Here is a 19351-nt window from a genome sequence, read left to right on the forward strand (position 1 = left end):
CCCATCGCGTCGCCGCCCTCCTCCGCCTTGCAGCTGCACGCACCAGACCCCGCTCGCGCCGACAGGAAGGAGCCGTCGCTCGGAGCCGGCCAGATCCGAAAGAAAGACCCTCGGCCGTCGCCGCCCGCTCACGAGGCGGCGGGCTTGATCAGGTAGCCGGCGCCGCGCCGGGTGTGGATCATCGGCTCCCGTCCGGCGTCGATCTTGCGGCGCAGGTACGAGATGTAGAGCTCGACGACGTTGGCCTGGCCGCCGAAGTCGTACGACCACACGCGGTCCAGGATCTGGGCCTTGCTGAGCACCCGCCGGGGGTTGCGCATCAGGAAGCGCAACAGCTCGAACTCCGTGGCGGTGAGGTGGATGTGGTCACCGGCCCGGGAGACCTCGTGGCTGTCCTCGTCCAGGGTGAGGTCGCCGACGACCAGGACGGAGTCGGAGCGGCGGTCGGTGGCCCCGGAGCGGCGGATCAGACCGCGCAGGCGGGCGACGACCTCCTCCAGGCTGAACGGCTTGGTGACGTAGTCGTCGCCGCCCGCGGTGAGGCCGGCGATACGGTCCTCGACGGCGTCCTTGGCGGTGAGGAACAGGACGGGCACGTCCGGCAGCTCGCGGCGGAGCCGGCCGAGGACGGTCAGCCCGTCCATGTCGGGCAGCATCATGTCCAGGATGACCGCGTCGGGCCGGAACTCGCGCGCGGTCTGGAGGGCACCGGTGCCGTCCGCCGCGCTGCGGATCTGCCATCCTTCGTAGCGCAGGGCCATGGACAGCAGCTCGGTGATCGACTGCTCGTCGTCCACCACAAGCACGCGGACGGGGCTCCCGTCCGGCCTCAGCAGTTCGGTGCGCCCCTGGGGCGAGGTCGTGGTCATGCCGGACACCTTGTCGGGGTCCTCTGAGAACCCGCTTTCCCCTGTCTGTGATTTCCCTGAGAAACTCACAGGCCGCTCTCAGGCGGCTCCTGGGAAGCGGGGGCTAGGGCCTGTCCGGCGGATCAGGTCGCAGGACAGTGACGGCGCCCCGTCAGCCCAGGCCCCGCGTCTGCGGCATGATCCGCCGGACAGGCCCTAGGGGATACCGGGGTTACGGGGCCTCCGATCGCTGGAAGCTGTGGCTCCGCTCGACCCGGGCGATGTGCAGGGAGTACCGCTCGTACCACTGCTCCCGGCCCTGCTCCTTCGCGGCCCGGTGTTCGGCGTCGCGCCGCCACTGGTCGATGCCGGCGAGATCCCGGAAGTAGGCGATCGTGATGGCGAGGCCGCCGGGGGTGCCGGCGGAGTCCTCGCCGAGGAACCCGGGGACGTCCTTCACCAACTCGCCGAGCCGGGTGGCGGCTTCGGCGTACCCGGACTGGTCGGGGGTGCGGGTGGAGGTGAAGACGACGGCGTAGTACGGGGGTTCGTGGGCGGGGACAGGGGCGACGGCAGGGGTGGCGACGGGGACGGTGACAGGGGTAACGGGCTGATCACTCATGTCGTCCACGATGGCCGGGGACGGACGGGCGGTCCAGGCTCCTTACGGAAAGGGATCCATACGGGATCCAAGGCTTTACTCAGAACAGCTCGTCCTGCGCATGAGCGGAAGGCTGTCTGAACTGCCGCACGGGCAGGGCGATTTCACCGCTCCCCGCCGGGGCGATCCCCCATCCCGTCATCAGGCGGGTGTCGAGGACGACGACCGTCCCGTCGGCGGTCGCGAGGTGCAGGTCCGGCCCGGCGGCGGCCACCAGCTCTCCGGCGAGCGCGCCCCCGGCGACCAGTTCGGTCACCTCGGCGGTCGCGGCCGGGGCCCGGTCGAGCCCGAACGCCGCCATGTGATCCACGGGTTGGAAGGGCTCGGGGGTGAGCGACTCGGGCCATCCGGTGAGGGCGACGGCCCGGGCGTGCAGTTCGGCGATCTCGGCCGTCCGCTCGGCCTCGGTGGGCGGCAGCGCGGCCCGTACGGCTCGCTTCTCGCCGTAGGGGATGCGGTCGGGGACGCGGAGGGCGGCGCGCAGCAGTTCCTCGGTGCGGCGCGCGGCCATGAGCGGACCGCTCCCGAGCCAGGTGAAGCAGACGGCGCCCTGCTCCAGCAGCCGGGCGGAGCCCCGCTCCAGGGCGGTGATGCCGACCTTGGTCAGGCCGGGGCCGAACCAGGCGAGATACACGTGGTACGGCCGTGGGTCGCCGGCGAGCGTGTCGGCGGCGACGGAATGCGCCCGGTCGAGGCGCGCGCACTCCTCGCACCGGGCGCCGGTACTGCGGGCGGAGACGGACGCGCCGAGCGGGCAGGGGTGCCCGCGCGCACCCACGCAGCTCCTGACCTCCCCCTCCACGCCGAAGGCGACCCGCTTGCCCCAGTCCAGCGGGCTGCGGCGCCCCCGGTCCCACGCCAGCACGGGCCGCCCCGCCGACCACCGCAGCCCCGTGCACTTCCATGCCTGTGCCATCGCCTCCGAGCGTAGACGCGACCACTGACAGTGGCCTTCAGCGGCGGCCGCCGGGCTCCCAGTCGTGGACCTCGATGTCGGCGTAGCGCCCCGGCGTGAGGAGGGCGCGGGCCGTCTCCGCGTCGGCCGCGCGGACCAGCGCGGCCGTGCCCAGCCAGGCGGAGCCGTCGTCGGAGAGCAGCGGCCCGTAGGCGATCAGGTCGTCGTCGCGGCCGGAGGGCACGTCGAGGTCGGCGGCCTCGCCCGTCCCGAGGCCGATCACCAGGAACCGGCTGCCGTCGCCGACCCCGCCGGGGAAGTCCCACATGGTCCGCCCGAGCAGGTTCCGCCACCGCCGCAGCAGCACGTCCCGGTACACGCCGGCCTGGTAGTTGGGCTCGTCGAAGGCGAACGCGCGGGCGGCGGCGGGGTCGGGCAGCCCGACGATGTGCACGCTCCCCGAGGGCGTCTCGCCGTCGGCGGCGAACGTCGGCCCCCGGGCGATGAGCTCCTTCGCGTACCGGTCCATGTAGGACCAGTGCTCCTCCAGCAACTCGTCGCGCAGGGCGACGGAATCCGGCCGGTCACGGTGATAGACGAAGAACTCCATGAACTCCTTGAACTCCATGGCGGGAGTCTTCACCACTACGGATCGCACCCGCGTTCCTTTTTCAGTCCGCCTCCCCCAGAAGCCACGACACGACAGCCCGCGCCGCGCCGGAGACCGCCGCGCCCAGCAGGGTGAGCGCCGCCTTGAGGATGTGCTTGCGGTTCATGGCCGTGTCCTTTCGGAGCTGAGCGAGCCGATGCGTCAACTCTCCGGAAAGTCGGGGGTGTTGCGCCAAGCGCTACGCGTTGCGGATGCTGTGGGACAGGGCCGGAGCGCATCCAGGAGGAGGCCGGCGTGGAGGAGCGAGCCCCTGCTGGTGACGCCGGCGAGGACCCGGCCGAGGAGGTGTCGGGCGAGGCGGTCGAGGGCGAGCTGGTCCCCCTCGACGAAGCCGGGTCCGCGACGGCCAGGGGCCTGCACCCCATCGCGGAGGACATCGCGAAGGAGTGCCACGACCTGGCCAGGGAACTCCGCCGCTGTTTCCTGGTGCTGGAGATCTCCGTCCGCAGTTACGCCGTCACCCGGCACTACACCGCGAGCAGCGTCAGCCGCTACCTCAGCGGCAGGACCGTCGCGCCGGACCACTTCCTCACCGCGCTGATGGACGACGTCGGCAGGAAACTCGGCCTCCCGATGGCCCAGGCGGCGCGCAGACGCGTGACGGATCTTCAGCGCGCCGCCCTGAAGGCGACCAACGGGCGGGCCTGGGCGGTGCAGATACTGGAGGACCAACTGGCCGCCGCCGTACGGGAGAAGGACATCGCCCGGACCCAGGCCGACGCGGTCGCCACCGCCCTGCACGAGTCACGGCAGCGCATCGCGGAGGTGGAGGCGGAACGCAACGCACTCGAACAGGCGGTCGCGGACCACCGGGCCACCGGGGTCGAGCTGGAGGTGTTGCGCGGGGAGCAACAGCGGGTCCGCACCGAGCGGGACGCGTTGCGGGAGCGGGTGACGGTCCTGGAAGCGGCGCTGGAAGCGGCCGAACAGCGTGTCGCACAGGCCGAGCAACGCGTCGTCGACCTGGAGCACGAACTCCACGCGGCGGACTCGCGGTGGCCGAGGAGGAGCGCCGCGAGCGGCAGCGGGCCGAGGAACAGCGGGACAGACAGCAGACCGAACTGGACGCCCTGCGCGAGGAGATGGAGGTACTCCGCGCGGCCGCGAACGAGGCGACGGCGGCACGGCTGGAGGCCGAGCGGGCGGCGGAGCGGGCCGAGGCCCAGCGAGCGGAGGCGGAGGCCGAGAGGCAGCGCGCGGCACTGGAGACCGAGAGGTTCCGCGCGGCGGAGGCCGAGGTCGAACAGCGCATCGCGGCGATGCAGGACGACTGGCTCCGCAAGGCGGCGGCAGAGGCAGAGGCGAAGATCGAGAACCGCCGCGCGGCGACAGAGGCCGAGATCAGCGCCCCGGCGACGCACAACGAACGGCTCCGCGCGGCGATGCAGGGCGACTGGCTCCGCGCGGCGGAAACAGAGCTGGAGAGGCGCCGCGCGGAAACCGACGCCTACGAACACGACACGGCACCGGAAGGCGAAGCACTGCGTACGGCGGACGCCGAGGAGCAGCGCACGGCCACGGAAGGCGACGGGCTGCTTGCATCGGACGGCGACATGCTTCGTACGGCCGACGCCGCGAGGGGCCCCGCGGTGGCCGAGGAAGCCGTTGACCCCGCACCTCCATGGACCCGCGTCGTCCCCATACGTAGCCAGAGGGAATTCCTCGCGGTTCAGGCCGCCGCCGCCCGTGACACCCCCACCGACCCCGACCCCACCGGCGTCCCGGCGAGCTTCGTGATCGTCTTTCCGGGGGTCGACCGGTCCTGGGCCGCCTGGATCGGCCAGTGCCTGGAACGGCGTGGTCACCGGGTCAGCCTCCAGCGCTGGGATCCGGCACGTGAGGTCCCCCTGGAGGACTCGCTCCGCGACCTGCTCCTCACGCGAGGCCGCGTCCTCCTCGTCCTCAGCGACCGGTTCTTCGAGCTCGGCCCCCGTCGCGCCGGCGAGTGGGACACCGTCCTGCGCGGCTTCGTCGCCGCCCACGCGGACCGTTTCGCCGCGGTCAACCTGACCAACCGCCCGCTGCCGCCCGCGACCGCCGTACTGGAGCCGGCCAGTCTGTGGGGGCTGACCGAGAACGCGGCGGAGGACCACCTGCTGAACCGGCTCCGGCTGGGCCCCCGCCGCTCGCCGTTCACGCCCGGCCCGGTCCGCCACCCGAACACCCGGCCCGCGATCTGGAGCGGGGTTCCCCGCCGCAACCCGCGCTTCACCGGACGCGACGACCTTCTCGACGAGATCCACCGGACTCTCGCCGACGCCGGGCCCGAAGCCGCCGCCTGCGCCCTCGTCGGCATGTCCGGCATCGGCAAGACGCAGCTGGCGGCCGAGTACGCGTACCGCTTCAGCACGGACTACGACGTGGTGTGGTGGGTCGACGCCGCCGACCGCGTCACCCTGCGCGAACGCCTCGATGAACTGGCCGTCGAGCTGGGGCTGGGCGTCGGCTACGAACCCGGCGAACGCATCCGGGCCGTGCGCGAGGCCCTGCGTCGCGGCGAGCCCCACGCGAACTGGCTGCTGATCCTCGACGGCTGGGAGGACACCGATCAGGCCGGTGGGCTGCTCCCGCAGGGCCCGGGGCACGTCCTGATCACCTCCCGCAACCGGGCCTGGGACGAGCACACGCAGCGCCTGGACGTCCCCGCCTTCCTCCGCGCGGAGTCCACCGGCTGTCTGATGCGGCGCGCACCCCAGCTCACCGCGGAGGACGCCGAGCTGATCGCCGCCGAATGCGGTGACGTACCCCTGCCGCTCGTACAGGCCGCCTCGTGGCTCGGCGAATCCCGGGCCGACGCCTCCGCATACCTGCGGAGGGTGCGGGAGCGCAGTCTCTCCCCCGACGACCCGGCCATCGACGACGGCCTCTCGCGGTCCTCCCTGACCTCCTGGTCGATCCTCCTCAACCGGCTCCGCACCGCGCATCCGGGGGCCCTCGACGTCCTCAGCCTGTGCACGGCCTTCGCGCCCGGCCGCATCCCCCTCGGTCTGCTGCACACCTTCCCGGTCGAACTGCCCGAGGACCTGCGCTGGATGGCCCACGACGAGCCGGCCTGGAACCGGGCCCTGGACACCCTTGTCAACCACTCGGTGATCACCCGCGAGACCACCGACGCGGGCCCGTACGGCGGGGCCGTCCACATGCACCGTCTGGTCCACGACATCGTGACCAGGCTGACCGCCGAGGAGACCCGCGACCGGCACCGCTGGATCGTCCGCACCCTGCTCGCCGAGGCCGACCCCGGCGACCCGGCGGACAGCCGGACCTGGCCCCGGTACGCGGAACTGCTCCCGCACCTCGAACCCTCCCGGGCGCTGGGCAGCACACGCGGCCGGGTGCAGAAGGCGGTCCTGAACGCCCTGCGGTACTGCCTGTTCAGCGGGGACCACCGGGGCGGGATCGCCCTGGCCCGGCCGGTCCGCGACCGCTGGTCCACGCTCATGGGCCCGCTGGCCCAGCCCCTGGTCGAACTCGCCGATGTGGAGAGCGCCCTGCTGCGGGCCGACGGCAGATTCCGTGAGGCGCAAGAAATGAGCCTCGCCCTCCTCAAGAAGGTGCAGGACACACCCCACCGCGGCCATCTCGGCGAGGTGAGCACCATGGCCGCCCTGGCCGACAGCCTTCGCCACCTCGGACGGTACGCGGAGGCGCACGAGCTCCAGCAGCAAGTCGTCAGCGGGATGGGCCTGTTGCGGGGCCCGGGTACGCCCTCGATGCTGACCGTCCAGCACCATCTCGCCACGGGCTGGCGCCTGCTGGGCAGATACCCACAGGCGTACGAGGTCGCCCTGGACACCCTCAGGCAGCGCGCGGGCCTCTTGGGCGCCCGGCACATCGACACGCTCGGCTCGGGCAACGCCGTCGCGCACAACCTGCGGCTCCTCGGCCGCTACCGCGAGGCGGTCGCCCGTCAGGAGCCGGTGGTCCGGCTCCACACCCAGGCGCTCGGGCCCGAGCATCCGCAGGCCCTGGAGGCGCGCGCCCAGTTGGTCATGGCCCGTCGGCACGAGGGCAGCGAACCGCACGACGTCGGGACCCTGATGGCCGTACTCCTGGCACAGGTGACGGCCGTGCACGGCCGGGAGCACCACCGCACCCTGGCCGTCCTCACCCACTACGGCAACCACCTGCGCGAACACGGCGACCTGGCCAAGGCGCGGGACCTGATCGACGAGGCGGAGTCCGGCTACCGGGCTCTCCTCGGCCCCGCCCACCCCGTCGCCACCGGCATGCTCTCCAGCAAGGGTCTCGTCATGCTGGCCGCCGGTGAACGCGCGGAGGCCCTGGCGATGTTCGAGGCCGCGCTGGCCGGTCTCACCGCCACCCTGGGACCCGACCACCCCGTGACCCTGGGCTGCGCCCTGAACACGGCGAGCGCGCGGAACTTCACCGGCCATGTCGAGGACGCCGTCGAGCTGAGCCGCGACACCCTGCGCCGAACCCGGCCCGTCCTCGGCGCCGACCATCCGCTCACGCTGTCGTCCCAGGTGGCACTCGCCGACGATCTCCGCATCGCGCGGGAGCAGGCGACGGCCGACCAGCTGGAGCACGACGCGCTGCGCGCCCTCACCCGCACGCTGGGCACCCAGCACCCGCACACCATGTCGGCCCGCTCACGGGAACGCCCCTACTGGGACTTCGAACCGGACCTGGGCTGACCCTGACGGGACCTGGGCTTACCGTTGCCGGGGCACCGTGAAGTAGTTCTGCGCGCTGGAGGCCCAGCCGCCGATGCTGAAGATCAGGACCGTGCCGTAGCGGGCCCGCGCGGCGGCCACCGTCGTCGGGCCGCCGGGGTTCTTCGGGGTGATCGAGCAGCGCCCGTAGATCCTGCCCGTGAGGCACGGGGCGGGCTCCGCGACCCGGTTCGGCAGCGGCAGGTCCGGCCCCCGGTCCCATTCGATGCTGAGACCGTCGGATCTGAGCTCCGGACCCGGCATCGAGCTGCCGTCGGGGTAGAGGCCGTGGCGCCGCTGGTAGTCGAGCGCGTACGTGATGGTGCCGCCCGCGTACGGCTGGTCCCGCCCGTTCTCCTGCGGCCCCCACGGCGCGACGTGGGCCGCGCGAATGCGGGGCAGCACGTCCGCGATGTCGCCCCGGACTCCGTAGTAGGCCTCGGCCCGCATGTCGCATTCGAGGGTGTTCAGGGTCTGACTGCTGCCGCCGAAGAGCGCGTCGTCGGCGGGCCGGCCGCAGGAGTCGCTGAAACGGGTGAGAACCAGCTCCAGGCCGTCGACCGTGCCCAGCCGCGCGATCTGGGCGCGCATCTTCCGCTCCTCCGCCGCCCGGCGGGCCTGAGCCGCGGGCGAGGTGGCCTGAGCCCGCAGGTCCCCGTCCGCGGGCTCGTTCGAACATGCCGCCGTCAGCCCCACCAGGGCGAGCACCAGCAGCAGCCCACCCACCCGCGTCGTCTTCATGCCCTCACCCTCCGGTGGGGCGACGGGCCGGCACATGAGTACACCTACTCAGATGCCCCTGGTTCCGGCCGCGCCTAGTTCGTGCCGATCCGGGCCAGCAGGTCCACGATCCGCGCCTGGACCTCGCCGCTCGTCGACCGTTCGGCGAGGAAGAGCACGGTCTCCCCGGACGCCAGCCGCGGCAGGTCGACGGGGTCGACGGCGGCCGTGTAGACCACCAGCGGGGTGCGGTTGAGCTGGCCGTGCGCGCGCAGCCAGTCGATGATCCCGGCCTGGTGGCGGTGCACCTGCATCAGGTCCATCACGACCAGGTTCGGCCGGAACTGTCCCGCAAGCGCCACCGCGTCCGCGTCGCTCGCCGCCCGCGCCACCTGCATCCCGCGCCGCTCCAGCGTGGCGGTCAGCGCGAGTGCGATCTCCGCGTGCTCCTCGATGAGCAGAACGCGCGGCGGATGCTGCTCGCTGTCGCGGGGCGCCAGGGCCTTCAGGAGTACGGCGGGGTCGGCGCCGTAGGCCGCCTCGCGCGTCGCCTGCCCGAGCCCGGCCGTCACCATGACCGGCACCTCGGCGGCGCCCGCCGCCTGCCGCAGCGACTGGAGCGCGGTGCGGGTGATCGGCCCGGTCAGCGGGTCGACGAACAGCGCGGCAGGGAACGCGGCGATCTGCGCGTCGACCTCTTCGCGCGAGTGCACGATCACCGGCCGGTAGCCGCGGTCGCTGAGCGCCTGCTGCGTGGACACGTCCGGCGCCGGCCAGACCAGCAGTCGGCGCGGGTTGTCCAGCGGCTCCGGCGGCAGTTCGTCGTCCATCGGCTGCGGGCGCGGCGGGTCCGCCACCTCCACGGCCCCGCCGGGCCCGTCCAGCGGCTCGGGTCCCTCGGCGGCGTTCTCGTCGGGGGCCCCTATGGCGTACGAGCGTCCGGCGCCCTCGGTACCGGGCGCCGCGAGCCGCGACTGACCGGCCAGAGAGGGGTGCGGGGGCTGGGGGGCCGCCGGCGCCTGCGGCACCGGCGCCGGTTCGGCCTGCGGATGCGGGCGCACGGCCGGGTCGGGGGGCGTGCCCAGCTTGCGGCGCCGGCCGGAACCGTTGGGGTGCTGCGGCGCGGGCGTGTGCGTGCCCGCCTGCTGCACCTGCGCGGCCTGCCGGGTGAAGGGCACCCCCTGCCCGAGCGTGCGCACGCTGATCGCCCGCCCCTGCGTGGAGTTGGGGTCCACCGGAGCGGCGGCCTCGGCGGGCAGCGGCTGCGCGGCCCGGGCGGGCCCGCCGGCCACGGCCTCGGGGGGCAGCGGCGTACCGGGAGCGGGCGTGGGCGCCTCGGCGGGCAACGGCTGCGCGGGAGTCGCCTGCGCGGGCACGGCGGCGGGACCGTCGACCACCGGCGGCTGCGCCTGCGGGGGGACGGATACGGGCCCGGGCTGGGCGGGGAGGGACTGTCCGGGGAGGGGCTGACCCTGCGGGGGGACTGGTGCGGGTACGGGCTGCCCGGGGAGGGGGCCCTGCGGGGGGACGACTGCGGGAACGGCGGCCCCCGGCTGCTGCCCGGCCACCACCTGGGCCGGAACCTGCGCCTGCGCATGCGCCGGCGGCAGGGCCTGGGCGGGAGCGCCGGGCGCCTGCGCGGCTACGGCCGCTGGAGGGGGCGTGGAGGAACCAGGTCCCGTAGGTGCCGTCGGGGCCGTAGGACCGCTCGGCGGAAGCGCAGTCGCCGCGGAGGCAGGAGCCCCGGCCGCCGCTTCGGCCGGGCCGGCGACCGCTCGGCGCCGGCGTCCCGTGGGCGCGCCGGCCGGATGCGGCTGCGGCGGGGTGTGGTCCGCGGACTGGTCGTGCGGGACTGCGTCGTGACGGCCGTGATCGTCGGGGAGGGCACCGGGAGCGGCACCAGGAACCGCACCGGGAACGGCACCGGGCAGCTCGGGGGAGAGGCTGGGGGAAACGTCGGGGGAACCCTGGGCGGGGACGGCCACCGCGGCGGCGGCCTCAACGCCGTCGGCCCGGTCCGCGTCGGCGGGCGGGAGGGCGAAGACCGCGCGCGGCCCGGCCTCCTGCGCGGCGGCCCGCTCCTGGGCGGCGGCGAGCGCACGCCGGCGCCGCCCGGTCGGCTGGGCCCCCTCCGCCTGCTCGCCGCCCTCGCCGCTCGCGACGGCGGGCAGGGCGGGCGGCAGGGCGTGCTGTTCCTGGCCCACCGGGTCCCGGCGGGCCCGGCGCCCGGTGGGCGCGGGAACGCCCTGCGGTGGAACGGTGCCACCGAGCCCCGTGTTCGATGCGGCCGCCCCGGCGGCATGCTCGGCGGCGGTCACGACGGCACCCTCGGCGACACCGGCGCCCTCCGCACCACCGGCGACGGCCACGCCCTGGGCGTCCTCGGCGGGCCGCCCGCGCCGGCGCCCGGTCCCACCGGAGGCACCGGGAACCGGAACCGGGCCCGGACCCTGACTCGGTGCCACGCCCGCACTGGCATTCGAAGAAGTGTCGGGCTCACCGGCTGCTGCCGCTGCCTCCTCGGCGGCAAGGGCGCGCCTGCGCCGCCCGGTGGGCGGGACGCCGGACTCACCGCCGCCGCCCTCCGCCGGCGCCTCGTCGCTGTCCAGGAAGGCGTCCACGGAGGACCGCCGGGCCCTCCGCCGCCCCCCACCGGAGCCGTTCTCGTCGGCCACGCCCGTGGCCGTACCGTCGGCGGACGGGGCGGCGGCGCCCAGCGCGGGAAGGGCCGGGGGCGCGACAGCCCCCGCCCCGCCGCCGAGCGGCACTTCGAGGACGTACGCGCTGCCGCTCATCCCCGGCACTTCATGCGTCTGGAGCACACCGCCGTGCGCGCGCACGATCCCCCGCACGATCGGCTCGTGCACCGGGTCTCCCCCGGCGTACGGGCCGCGCACCTCGATCCGTACGACCTCACCGCGCTGGGCGGCCGCGACGACGACGGTGTTGTCCAGGTAACCGCCCGCGGAGACGGGCGAGTTGCCGGTCGCGTCGACCCCCGCCACATCGGCGACGAGGTGCGCGAGCGCGGTGGCGAGCAGCGGGGCGTCGACCTCGGCCTCGATGGGCGGCGCGTGCACGGCGAACTGCACCCGCCCGGGCCCGATCAGCTCGACGGCCCCGTCGACACCGGCGGCGACGACGGCGTCGAGCATCACCTTCGTCCGGGCGATGTCCTGCTCACCGGCGTCGAGGCGCTGGTAGCCGAGGACGTTGTCGATGAGGGTGGTGATGCGCGAGTACCCGGCGGAGAGGTGGTGCAGGACCTGGTTGGCCTCGGGCCACAGCTGTCCCGCGTCGTCGGCGGCGAGCGCGGACAGCTCGCGGCGCAGCTGGTCGAGGGGGCCGCGCAGCGACTGCCCGAGCAGGGTCAGCAGCTGCTCGTGCCGTCCGGCGAGGGCGTCGTAACGGTCCTTCTCGCGCTCGGCGAGGGCCGCGTACCGCTCCTCGCCCGCCGCGAGCTCCTCCTCGTGCGCCGCGGTCAGTTCCTCGATCTCGGCGACGTGCTGCTGGCGCAGGGCGGTGAGGTCGGAGGCGTGCTCCTCGGAGAGGCGCTCCAGCTCCTCGGCGTGCGCCTTCTCGACGGCCTCCTTCTCCTCCGCGAGGGAGTCGTAGGGCCGGCGGTCGGTGAAGGTCATGACCGCGCCGACGAGCTGGTCGCCGTCCCGCACGGGAGCGGTGGTGAGGTCGACCGAGACCTTGTCCCCGCTCTTGGACCACAGCACCTGCCCGCGCACCCGGTGCTTGCGCCCGGAGCGCAGGGTGTCGGCGAGCGGCGACTCGTCGTACGGGAAGGGCGAACCGTCGGCGCGCGAGTGCAGGACGAGGGTGTGCAGCTCCTTGCCGCCGAGGTCGCTGGCCCGGTACCCCAGTATCTGGGCGGCCGCCGGATTGACGAGAACGATCCGCCCGTCGGTGTCCGTGCCCACGACGCCTTCCGCGGCGGCCCGCAGGATCATCTCGGTCTGCCGCTGGGAGCGCGCGAGCTCGGCCTCGGTGTCGACGGTCCCGGACAGGTCCCGCACGACGAGCATCAGCAGCTCGTCGGAGGCGTAGCCGTAGCCGTCGTAGGCCTGCTGGCCGTTCTCCAGGTTGGCGCTGGTGACCTCGACGGGGAACTCGGAGCCGTCGGTGCGGCGGGCGACCATCCGGGTCGGCTTGGTCCGCCCCCGCGGATCGATGTGGTCCGGCCGCCGCATCGAACCCGGGATCAGCTTGGAGTCGAACTGCGGCAGCAGATCGAGCAGCCCGCGCCCGACGAGTGCCGTCCCGGGCGTCTCGAACGCCTCCAGCGCGATGGTGTTCGCGTTGACGACGGTCCCGTTGGCGTTGACCAGGAGCAACGCGTCGGGAAGGGCGTCCAGTATGGCTGCGAGGCGAGCAGCGCCTCGGGATGGCCTGCTGCTCACGAGACGCTTCCCTCCTGTTACCGCATCTTGCCGACCGCTCGGGCCATCTTGCCAACCGGCCCGCGGGGTGTCACGCGAGGGAGTCTAAGGGCTGGGGTCGCGCTCGCGGCGCGAGATGAGAGGGACCTCGCACGACGAAGTGACACAGAACGTGTGAGCGTGTACGACGCCCGCACAGGGCTTCGCGAGACCTTCGCGGGACTTCTACGAGGCGGAGGTGATCGTTCAGTGCCAGGGGCGGGGAAGCAGGGGCCGGGGCCCTTACCGAAGCTCGGGCAGGAGGGACGCGGGCCGCTGCCGAAGCTCGAACGGGACGGGCGCGGGCCCTTGCCGCAGGTCGGGCAGCAGCGGCACGAAACGGTCCCACCGCTCCATCTGGCAGCCGTCCCCCCGCCCGAACTCGGCGTCGACGGGCCGCCCGGCCCACCAGCCGGTGACATGGGCGGTGACGGGCCCGCCGTAGGCGAGGGTGCAGACGCTGCCGTCGGGCACGGGGGCGAAGGGGTCGTGCCCCCAGACGGTGTTCCGGTCGAGGACGGCACAGGCGCCGGCGACATCGGGATGACTGCCGCCCCCGGGATGGCAGAAGAGCTCACGGCTCCCGTCGAGACCCGGGTCCCCGGCCCCCCGGACGACGACCAGCAGACGATCACCGCGATCCTCGTTCCGGACGGGCGGAGGCGCGGCCGAGGCGGTGGGGGCGAAGGAGCCGAGGGAGCCGAGGGAGGCCAGCGCGAGGGCGAGGGCGCCCAGGCGGCCGAGGGGGGCCTGGGAGATCTGGGAGGTCATGCCTGACCAACGCGGCACGACGTCCGGCGTTGCGCACGGGAAGCCCTTTGCCCTGCGGCCCGCCTGCCTAGTACCGTGGAGGCCGATTGGTGACACGACGCTCGACTGTGTCATCATCTGCACGCACCACTCGCACACACGCGGGCGGTTGTGCTGGAGGCGTCGCCTAGTCCGGTCTATGGCGCCGCACTGCTAATGCGGTTTGGGCCTTAAAGCCCATCGAGGGTTCAAATCCCTCCGCCTCCGCCGATCAAGAAGCCCCGGTCCCAGGACCGGGGCTTCCGTCGTTCCAGAAGCGACCACCCAACGGGCCCCTCAGCGGCGTTTCCGCAGGTCACAAGGGGTGGGGCAAACGGATTTCACATGACGGCGGCAGTCATGTAATGTTCTTCCTGTCGCCGCGAGCGGGCCGGAAGGACCGGGAGCGAGACAAAAACAAAACAAGCACTCGTAGCTTAACGGATAGAGCATCTGACTACGGATCAGAAGGTTGCAGGTTCGAATCCTGCCGAGTGCACACAGCTCAAAGCCCCCTCGGGATCATCCCGGAGGGGGCTTTGTCGTGGCGTACAACAGCGAAGTACAGCAACGGGTCAAGATCAGCCGACCCGCGCCTCTTCCTCGCTCGGTGGACCTTTAACGGTCACATCGCGAACATGGCGGGAGCAGCTCTCACATCCCCTCAAGAGTCGGTGGGTACCCACCGACGTTCACCCTGGTCGTTCGTGCCGTACCAGTAGTGGGGCAGGTCCTTGATGCCACTGGTGCGGAACGGGTGGCCGTGGTCGTTGATACGGACCGTGCCGGTGCGGCCCTGGGAGGACCAGTCGAGTTCCAGGTACCAGGTGCAGTCATAGGCCTCGGTCGTCGCGGTGACCTGCAGCACCTCCGGGTCCTCGGCGGAGACGCGATAGGGGAACTGCACCGCGGGGACGGGCTTCCCGCTGTCGTTTCCGGGGCGCGCGTGGGCGATGGGGCGGTTGACGTCCAGGTTCACGGAGAAGTTGCGGGGCGGCAGATCGCTGCCGCAGCCCTGGCCCATGGCGTACGCGTTGCCGGTGACCGGGGTGCCGCGGCTGACGATACGGACTCGGAGGGCCGTGAGGACCACGGCCGTGGACGACTTCCCCTGTACCGAGATCTGCACCATCGTCTGCCGCCCAGGTACCGCCTGCTGCGTCGCTGCCCACACTCCGGCGTCCTGCTGTACCGGTGGCGGGGGCACCTGGGTCGGCCCCTTCTCGATGACGTAGTCGTGGCCGCAACCGCCCTCCCAGATCTGCGAGTCGGCGGTCCAGGCGAGCGGCACACCGGTCGCCACGGGGGCGTCGCTCTTCGACTCGGGGCTCCCCGAAGCCCGTACTCCTGTGGAGGGCGAGGCCGAAGAACGGCTGGGGGAGGGGCCGGCCGCAGTGGCCGAAGGGTGGTGTGACGTACCGGTTCCTGTCGTACGGGACTGACCGGGGGCCTCGGCGGAGTTGTCGTGAGACGAGTCGGCCGACAGCGCCGACACACTGCCCAGCGTCACCAGCAGTACGGCCGCCGCGGCGGCGCCGACGACGGTGCGGCGACTGCGGTACCAGGGCCGGCCGGTCGAGCGGACCGCATCCAACGGGGCCGTCGACTCGGGAAGGCCCGGTCCGGGAGCGTCGGGAGCAGGCAGCGCGGCGTCGGGTGCGCCCGCATCGAGGCGCCGTGGTGAACCGCTCGTGCCGCCCCCGTCACCACCGATGCCGTCGGCGCCGCCATCCACCCTGCGCGCGGTGCCACCCGCACGACCCACCGTCCGACTGTCCGGCCCCGGAGCCCGCTCGTCCGCTGTCGGCTCCAGTGCCCCTCCGGTCTTTGTCGGCTCCGCTGCCTCCCCACCCGCCCTCGGCCGCTGTCGTGCCGTCACAGCGAGCAGCCACAGGCGATGCAGATCGAGGCGTTCCTCCGGTGTCGCCCCGCAGAAGGCGGCCAGACGCTCCACCGGGGCGTAGTCCTGCGGGACCGCCTCGCCCGCGCAGTAGCGGTGCAGCGTGGAGGTGTTCATGTTGAGGCGGCGGGCCAGGGAGCCGTAGCTCCTGTCCGTGCGGTTCTTCAGCCGGCGCAGCAGCGCCGCGAACTGCTCGACGTCGCTCTCGGTCGACACCGTTCCCCCATCCTCCGACGTGTCCCCGTATCCCAGGCGGTCCATGTACCTGCACGTCAGATGGGCTGGGACGGTTCCACCGTTGCCGGACGGGCGTCCGGCGTTGCGCCGGGCCGCCGTGACGGCAGATGCTCTTGGTGTCGCACCGACCAGGACCTGACCGACCGGTTGGCGGTGGGCGACACATGACACCCATGCACCCATCCACGGGGGACACCCATGCCCAAGCGCACCCGAGCAGGCCCGCTCCTCGCCCCGAACGGACACGCCGCCTGTCGAGGAGGGCGGGCACGGCTGCGGCCTGCACACGGTGACCTCCTGGGGCGTCTTTGACACCCGCCTGACGACTTCGGGCATGCGCCGGTGAAGACCTTCAAGGCGGCGCCTGCCGGCCCGAAAAGGCGACAGCCACACGACGGCCCCGGCGCGAAGACACCGGGCCGAGAGCAACCACCTATGGACCAGAAAAGGAAGACGCACATGATCAGGAAGTCCCCCGCACATCGTCGTCCGGGCCGCCGCGCGGCCGTCGCCGCCGGCCTCGTCCTGGCTGTCGGACTCGGCGTGTCGACACAGGTGTCGGCACAGGCATCCGTCCATGCCCCCGCACAGTCGGCCACCGCCGCACCGGGGTCGGTCAGCGGGACGAACGGTCAAGTGCTGACCCGGGTCGCCGACTTCTACGGCGCGTACATCGACGCGAAGAGCGTGGACGACGGGGACCCGGACACCGCGCTGGCCACGGCCCTCCGCAAGCACTACCTGACGCCCGACTTCGCCAGGCGGCTGGCGGCCTGGGAGAAGACGAACGAGGCGGACGGTGTCCTGCGTGCCCAAAACGTTCCGAGGAACTGGACGGTGACCGACAACGGCGCCGTGGGCAACGCCCATGAGGTCATCTTCACCGAGACCTTCGGCAGCGGGAGCACGACACAGAAGATCAAGCTTTTCGTGCTGGTGGAGCGGTACAACCACATCATCGACATCGGCACCACGAGCAGCCGCTGACAGCGGATCCGCTCCGCCCGGTCTGTCATCGTCAGCCTCGTAACGGACGCGACCATACCCACCTGGCGAGGAGCGGGTCCGCGGTACGTCGGCGTACGGCTCATGTGCCGAGCGGGCAGCGATCTTCCGAGCGGAGCTGCGCTGTGGCCTGCATGACCTCCCCTGACCGATCTCTGTAGAGCTACGGATCAGAAGGTTGCAGGTTCGAATCCTGCTGAATGCACAGTCCCGGAGGCCCCGGAGAGATCCGGGGCCTCTTGCGTTTCAGGGGCGTACATCAGCGAGTACACCAACACGCTTCGCCTACTCGGTGGCGCTCCCACCCATGGCAGCCGACAGCCCGCTGAGCCACCTTCGGGTGGACCTTGAGAGCGGCGAGCAGCGAACTGCATGTGTGCCGGGTGTTCCGCAGTGGGATCACACGGAGGCCTGCGCGGCGGGACCGCAGGGCGAGACGATCATCATCTGCCGCTGGGGTGCCCGGCGCCCACTCCCAAGAAATGCAGCACGGCCAGTACCCGGCGGTGGTCGGCGTCCGCCTTGGGGAGATCGAGTTTGGCCAGGATGCTGTTGATGTGCTTGGCGACCGCGCTCTCACTGACCACAAGCTGGGCGGCGATGCCCGCGTTGGAGCGGCCCTCGGCCATGAGGGCGAGCACGTCCCGTTCGCGGGCCGTCAGCCGTTTCAGCGGGTCGCTCGATCGCCGTACCAACAGCTGGGCCACGACTTGCGGATCAAGTGCGGTACCGCCGTCCGCCACCCGCCGCAGTGCCTCGATGAACTCTTCGACGTCCGCGACCCGTTGCTTGAGCAGATAGCCCACGCCGCTGGTGTTGGCGGCGAGCAGGTCGGTCGCATAGCGCTCCTCGACGTACTGAGATAGCAGGAGTAGGGCGGTCGACGGCCGCGTCTGCCGGATCGACAGCGCGGCACGTACCCCCTCGTCCGTGAAGCCTGGCGGCATCCGGACGTCCACCACCGCCAGGTCGGGCCGGTGCTCCTCGACCGCAGCCAGCAGCCCCTGTGCGTCGCCCACCTCGGCAGCCACCTCGAAGCCGGCCATCTCCACCACCTTGACCAGCCCCATCCGCAACAGCACGGAGTCCTCGGCGATCACGGCGCGCCGCACACCGGGCGCCTCATGGCTCGTGCCATGGGCGGCATACCTCAACTCCGGCACGGCAGCTCCACGCTCATCATGGTCGGTCCTCCCACGGGGCTGCTCATCCGGAATGTTCCGTCCACCGACCGCACGCGCTGGGCGAGCCCCGTAAGGCCGCTTCCCTTGAAGGGGGCGGCCCCGCCCAGACCGTCGTCCGCGATCACCACCCTCAGTATTTCGCCCAGCTGGGTGACGGTCACCTCCGCCCGGGTCGCCTCCCGCGCGTGCTTGGCGACATTCGTCAGCGCCTCGGAGACCACGAAGTAGGCGACCGCCTCCACCGCTGGCGCCAATCGTTGGGGCAGGTCCACCCTCAGCCGTACGGGCAGCGGGGCGCGGGCCGCGAGTCCCGACAACGCCGCGTCCAACCCGAGTTCGTCGAGGACGGCGGGGTGCAGCCCCCGCACAAGACTGCTCAGTTCCTCGATCGCCTCCTTCGCCTCCCGGTGCGCCGTGTCGATCACCTCCCGCGCCTCCGGCGGCAGATCCACCAGCGTGGCCTTGGCCAGACCCAGATTCAGCGCCAGCGACACCAGTCGCTGCTGCGCGCCGTCGTGCAGATCCCTTTCGATACGCCGCCGTTCCGCATCCGCGGCGTCCACCGCGCCGGCCCGGCTCTCGGTGAGGTCCTCGACCCGCCGAGCCAGGTCGTCTTCCCTGCTGCGGCCAAGCAGGTTGGGCACCACATGGCTCTCCAGGCGTACGAGGGCGGCGGCCGAACCCGGGACAGTGGCCAGCACGAGCAGTCCCGCCACGGAGATGAACGCCGCCAGCGTGGAGAGCCCAAGGTGCTCGATCCGCCACTGCCAGGGCAGCGCGTATACCCACACTGGGGTCAGTGACGCGGTCACTCCGGCCAGCAGCAGCCCCACGACCAGTGCTTCGAGCCCGCCGAACAGCGCCCCGGCCAGGCAGTGGTAACCGCATTGACGCCACGCTCGCCGCCACCCCGGGCTGGGGATGTCGATCCCGAGCAACTGGCGGAAACGCCAGCGGTGGGCCGCGGTCAGCGCCGGCACGCAGAACGCCGTCAACACCAGGGTGAACCCCATGATCACCGGCGCACTGCTGTCCTGCCCCGCGATGGTCTCCCACACAAGGCCGAAGATCATGAACAGCAGGAACCCCATGAGGAGGTGCAGCGGCGCCCCCAGGGCAAGGAAGGACGTATCGCGGGTCAGGCGGGTGAGCGCTCGCCGCAGCCGGGGCGTGATCTTCATGGCCCAACCGTAGGCGCCGGTCTTCGCAGCCTTCCATGAACCTGCTGTCCGTAGCGGAGGTGTAGCTGGTGCCACCCCAAGACGGACAGCGGGGTTACTGATTCCGGTCAACGGAGATCAGAGGGTTGATCACGAGCCCGACGGCCGGGTTCGTGACA

General features: G+C 72.4%; 13 protein-coding genes and 2 tRNA genes. 4 read left to right on the plus strand and 11 right to left on the minus strand.

Features of this window, described 5'->3' with window-relative positions:
- Nucleotides 1-128: 128 nt before the first annotated feature.
- From ACZ5NW_RS13440 to ACZ5NW_RS13460, 5 genes are all read right to left on the minus strand, one after another.
- Nucleotides 129-869 carry a response regulator transcription factor gene (locus ACZ5NW_RS13440; RefSeq protein WP_468743955.1) on the minus strand — a complete coding sequence of 247 codons (741 nt, stop codon included), beginning with the start codon at nt 867-869 and terminating at the stop codon, nt 129-131.
- A gap of 211 nt (nt 870-1080) precedes the next feature.
- On the minus strand, nt 1081-1470 hold the full coding sequence (locus ACZ5NW_RS13445) for an antibiotic biosynthesis monooxygenase family protein (protein WP_468743956.1): 390 nt from the start codon (nt 1468-1470) through the stop codon (nt 1081-1083).
- A 79-nt stretch (nt 1471-1549) separates the two neighbouring features.
- On the minus strand, nt 1550-2425 hold the full coding sequence (locus ACZ5NW_RS13450; RefSeq protein ID WP_468743957.1) for a DUF2797 domain-containing protein: 876 nt from the start codon (nt 2423-2425) through the stop codon (nt 1550-1552).
- A 37-nt stretch (nt 2426-2462) separates the two neighbouring features.
- Nucleotides 2463-3014 (minus strand): YciI family protein, encoded by a 552-nt coding sequence (locus tag ACZ5NW_RS13455; RefSeq protein WP_468744482.1) that lies wholly within the window; start codon nt 3012-3014, stop codon nt 2463-2465.
- Between the two features lie 804 nt (nt 3015-3818).
- On the minus strand, nt 3819-4055 hold the full coding sequence (locus tag ACZ5NW_RS13460) for a hypothetical protein (RefSeq protein WP_468743958.1): 237 nt from the start codon (nt 4053-4055) through the stop codon (nt 3819-3821).
- A gap of 14 nt (nt 4056-4069) precedes the next feature.
- On the opposite strand from ACZ5NW_RS13460, the gene fxsT reads away from it, so the two are divergent.
- A complete protein-coding gene (gene fxsT, locus ACZ5NW_RS13465) occupies nt 4070-7732 on the plus strand; it encodes an FxSxx-COOH system tetratricopeptide repeat protein (RefSeq protein WP_468743959.1) in 3663 nt (1220 codons plus the stop codon).
- 18 nt (nt 7733-7750) lie between these two features.
- Here fxsT and ACZ5NW_RS13470 read toward each other — a convergent pair whose 3' ends face one another.
- The 3 genes from ACZ5NW_RS13470 to ACZ5NW_RS13480 all read right to left on the minus strand — a co-directional run bounded on the left by ACZ5NW_RS13470 (nt 7751) and on the right by ACZ5NW_RS13480 (nt 13668).
- Nucleotides 7751-8491, minus strand: coding sequence for a hypothetical protein (locus tag ACZ5NW_RS13470; protein WP_468743960.1), 741 nt, complete (start codon nt 8489-8491; stop codon nt 7751-7753).
- Nucleotides 8492-8565: 74 nt separating this feature from the next.
- On the minus strand, nt 8566-12879 hold the full coding sequence (locus ACZ5NW_RS13475; RefSeq protein WP_468743961.1) for a PAS domain-containing protein: 4314 nt from the start codon (nt 12877-12879) through the stop codon (nt 8566-8568).
- A 261-nt stretch (nt 12880-13140) separates the two neighbouring features.
- Complete coding sequence (locus ACZ5NW_RS13480) at nt 13141-13668, minus strand: SSI family serine proteinase inhibitor (protein ID WP_468743962.1); 528 nt, start codon at nt 13666-13668, stop codon at nt 13141-13143.
- A 155-nt stretch (nt 13669-13823) separates the two neighbouring features.
- Here ACZ5NW_RS13480 and ACZ5NW_RS13485 point away from each other — a divergent pair.
- Nucleotides 13824-13914, plus strand: a tRNA-Ser gene (locus ACZ5NW_RS13485).
- Between the two features lie 198 nt (nt 13915-14112).
- Nucleotides 14113-14185, plus strand: a tRNA-Arg gene (locus ACZ5NW_RS13490).
- Nucleotides 14186-14350: 165 nt separating this feature from the next.
- Here ACZ5NW_RS13490 and ACZ5NW_RS13495 read toward each other — a convergent pair.
- Nucleotides 14351-15847, minus strand: coding sequence for a helix-turn-helix domain-containing protein (locus ACZ5NW_RS13495; RefSeq protein ID WP_468743963.1), 1497 nt, complete (start codon nt 15845-15847; stop codon nt 14351-14353).
- 435 nt (nt 15848-16282) lie between these two features.
- On the opposite strand from ACZ5NW_RS13495, the gene ACZ5NW_RS13500 reads away from it, so the two are divergent.
- The gene (locus ACZ5NW_RS13500) at nt 16283-16810 is read left to right on the plus strand and encodes a hypothetical protein (RefSeq protein ID WP_468743964.1); all 528 of its coding nucleotides are present in this window, start codon (nt 16283-16285) and stop codon (nt 16808-16810) included.
- 461 nt (nt 16811-17271) lie between these two features.
- Here ACZ5NW_RS13500 and ACZ5NW_RS13505 read toward each other — a convergent pair whose 3' ends face one another.
- Nucleotides 17272-17928, minus strand: coding sequence for a response regulator (locus ACZ5NW_RS13505; RefSeq protein WP_468744483.1), 657 nt, complete (start codon nt 17926-17928; stop codon nt 17272-17274).
- 50 nt (nt 17929-17978) lie between these two features.
- The gene (locus ACZ5NW_RS13510; RefSeq protein WP_468743965.1) at nt 17979-19193 is read right to left on the minus strand and encodes a sensor histidine kinase; all 1215 of its coding nucleotides are present in this window, start codon (nt 19191-19193) and stop codon (nt 17979-17981) included.
- Nucleotides 19194-19351 lie beyond the last annotated feature (158 nt).

It is taken from the genome of Streptomyces sp. NPDC032126, from assembly GCF_055580085.1.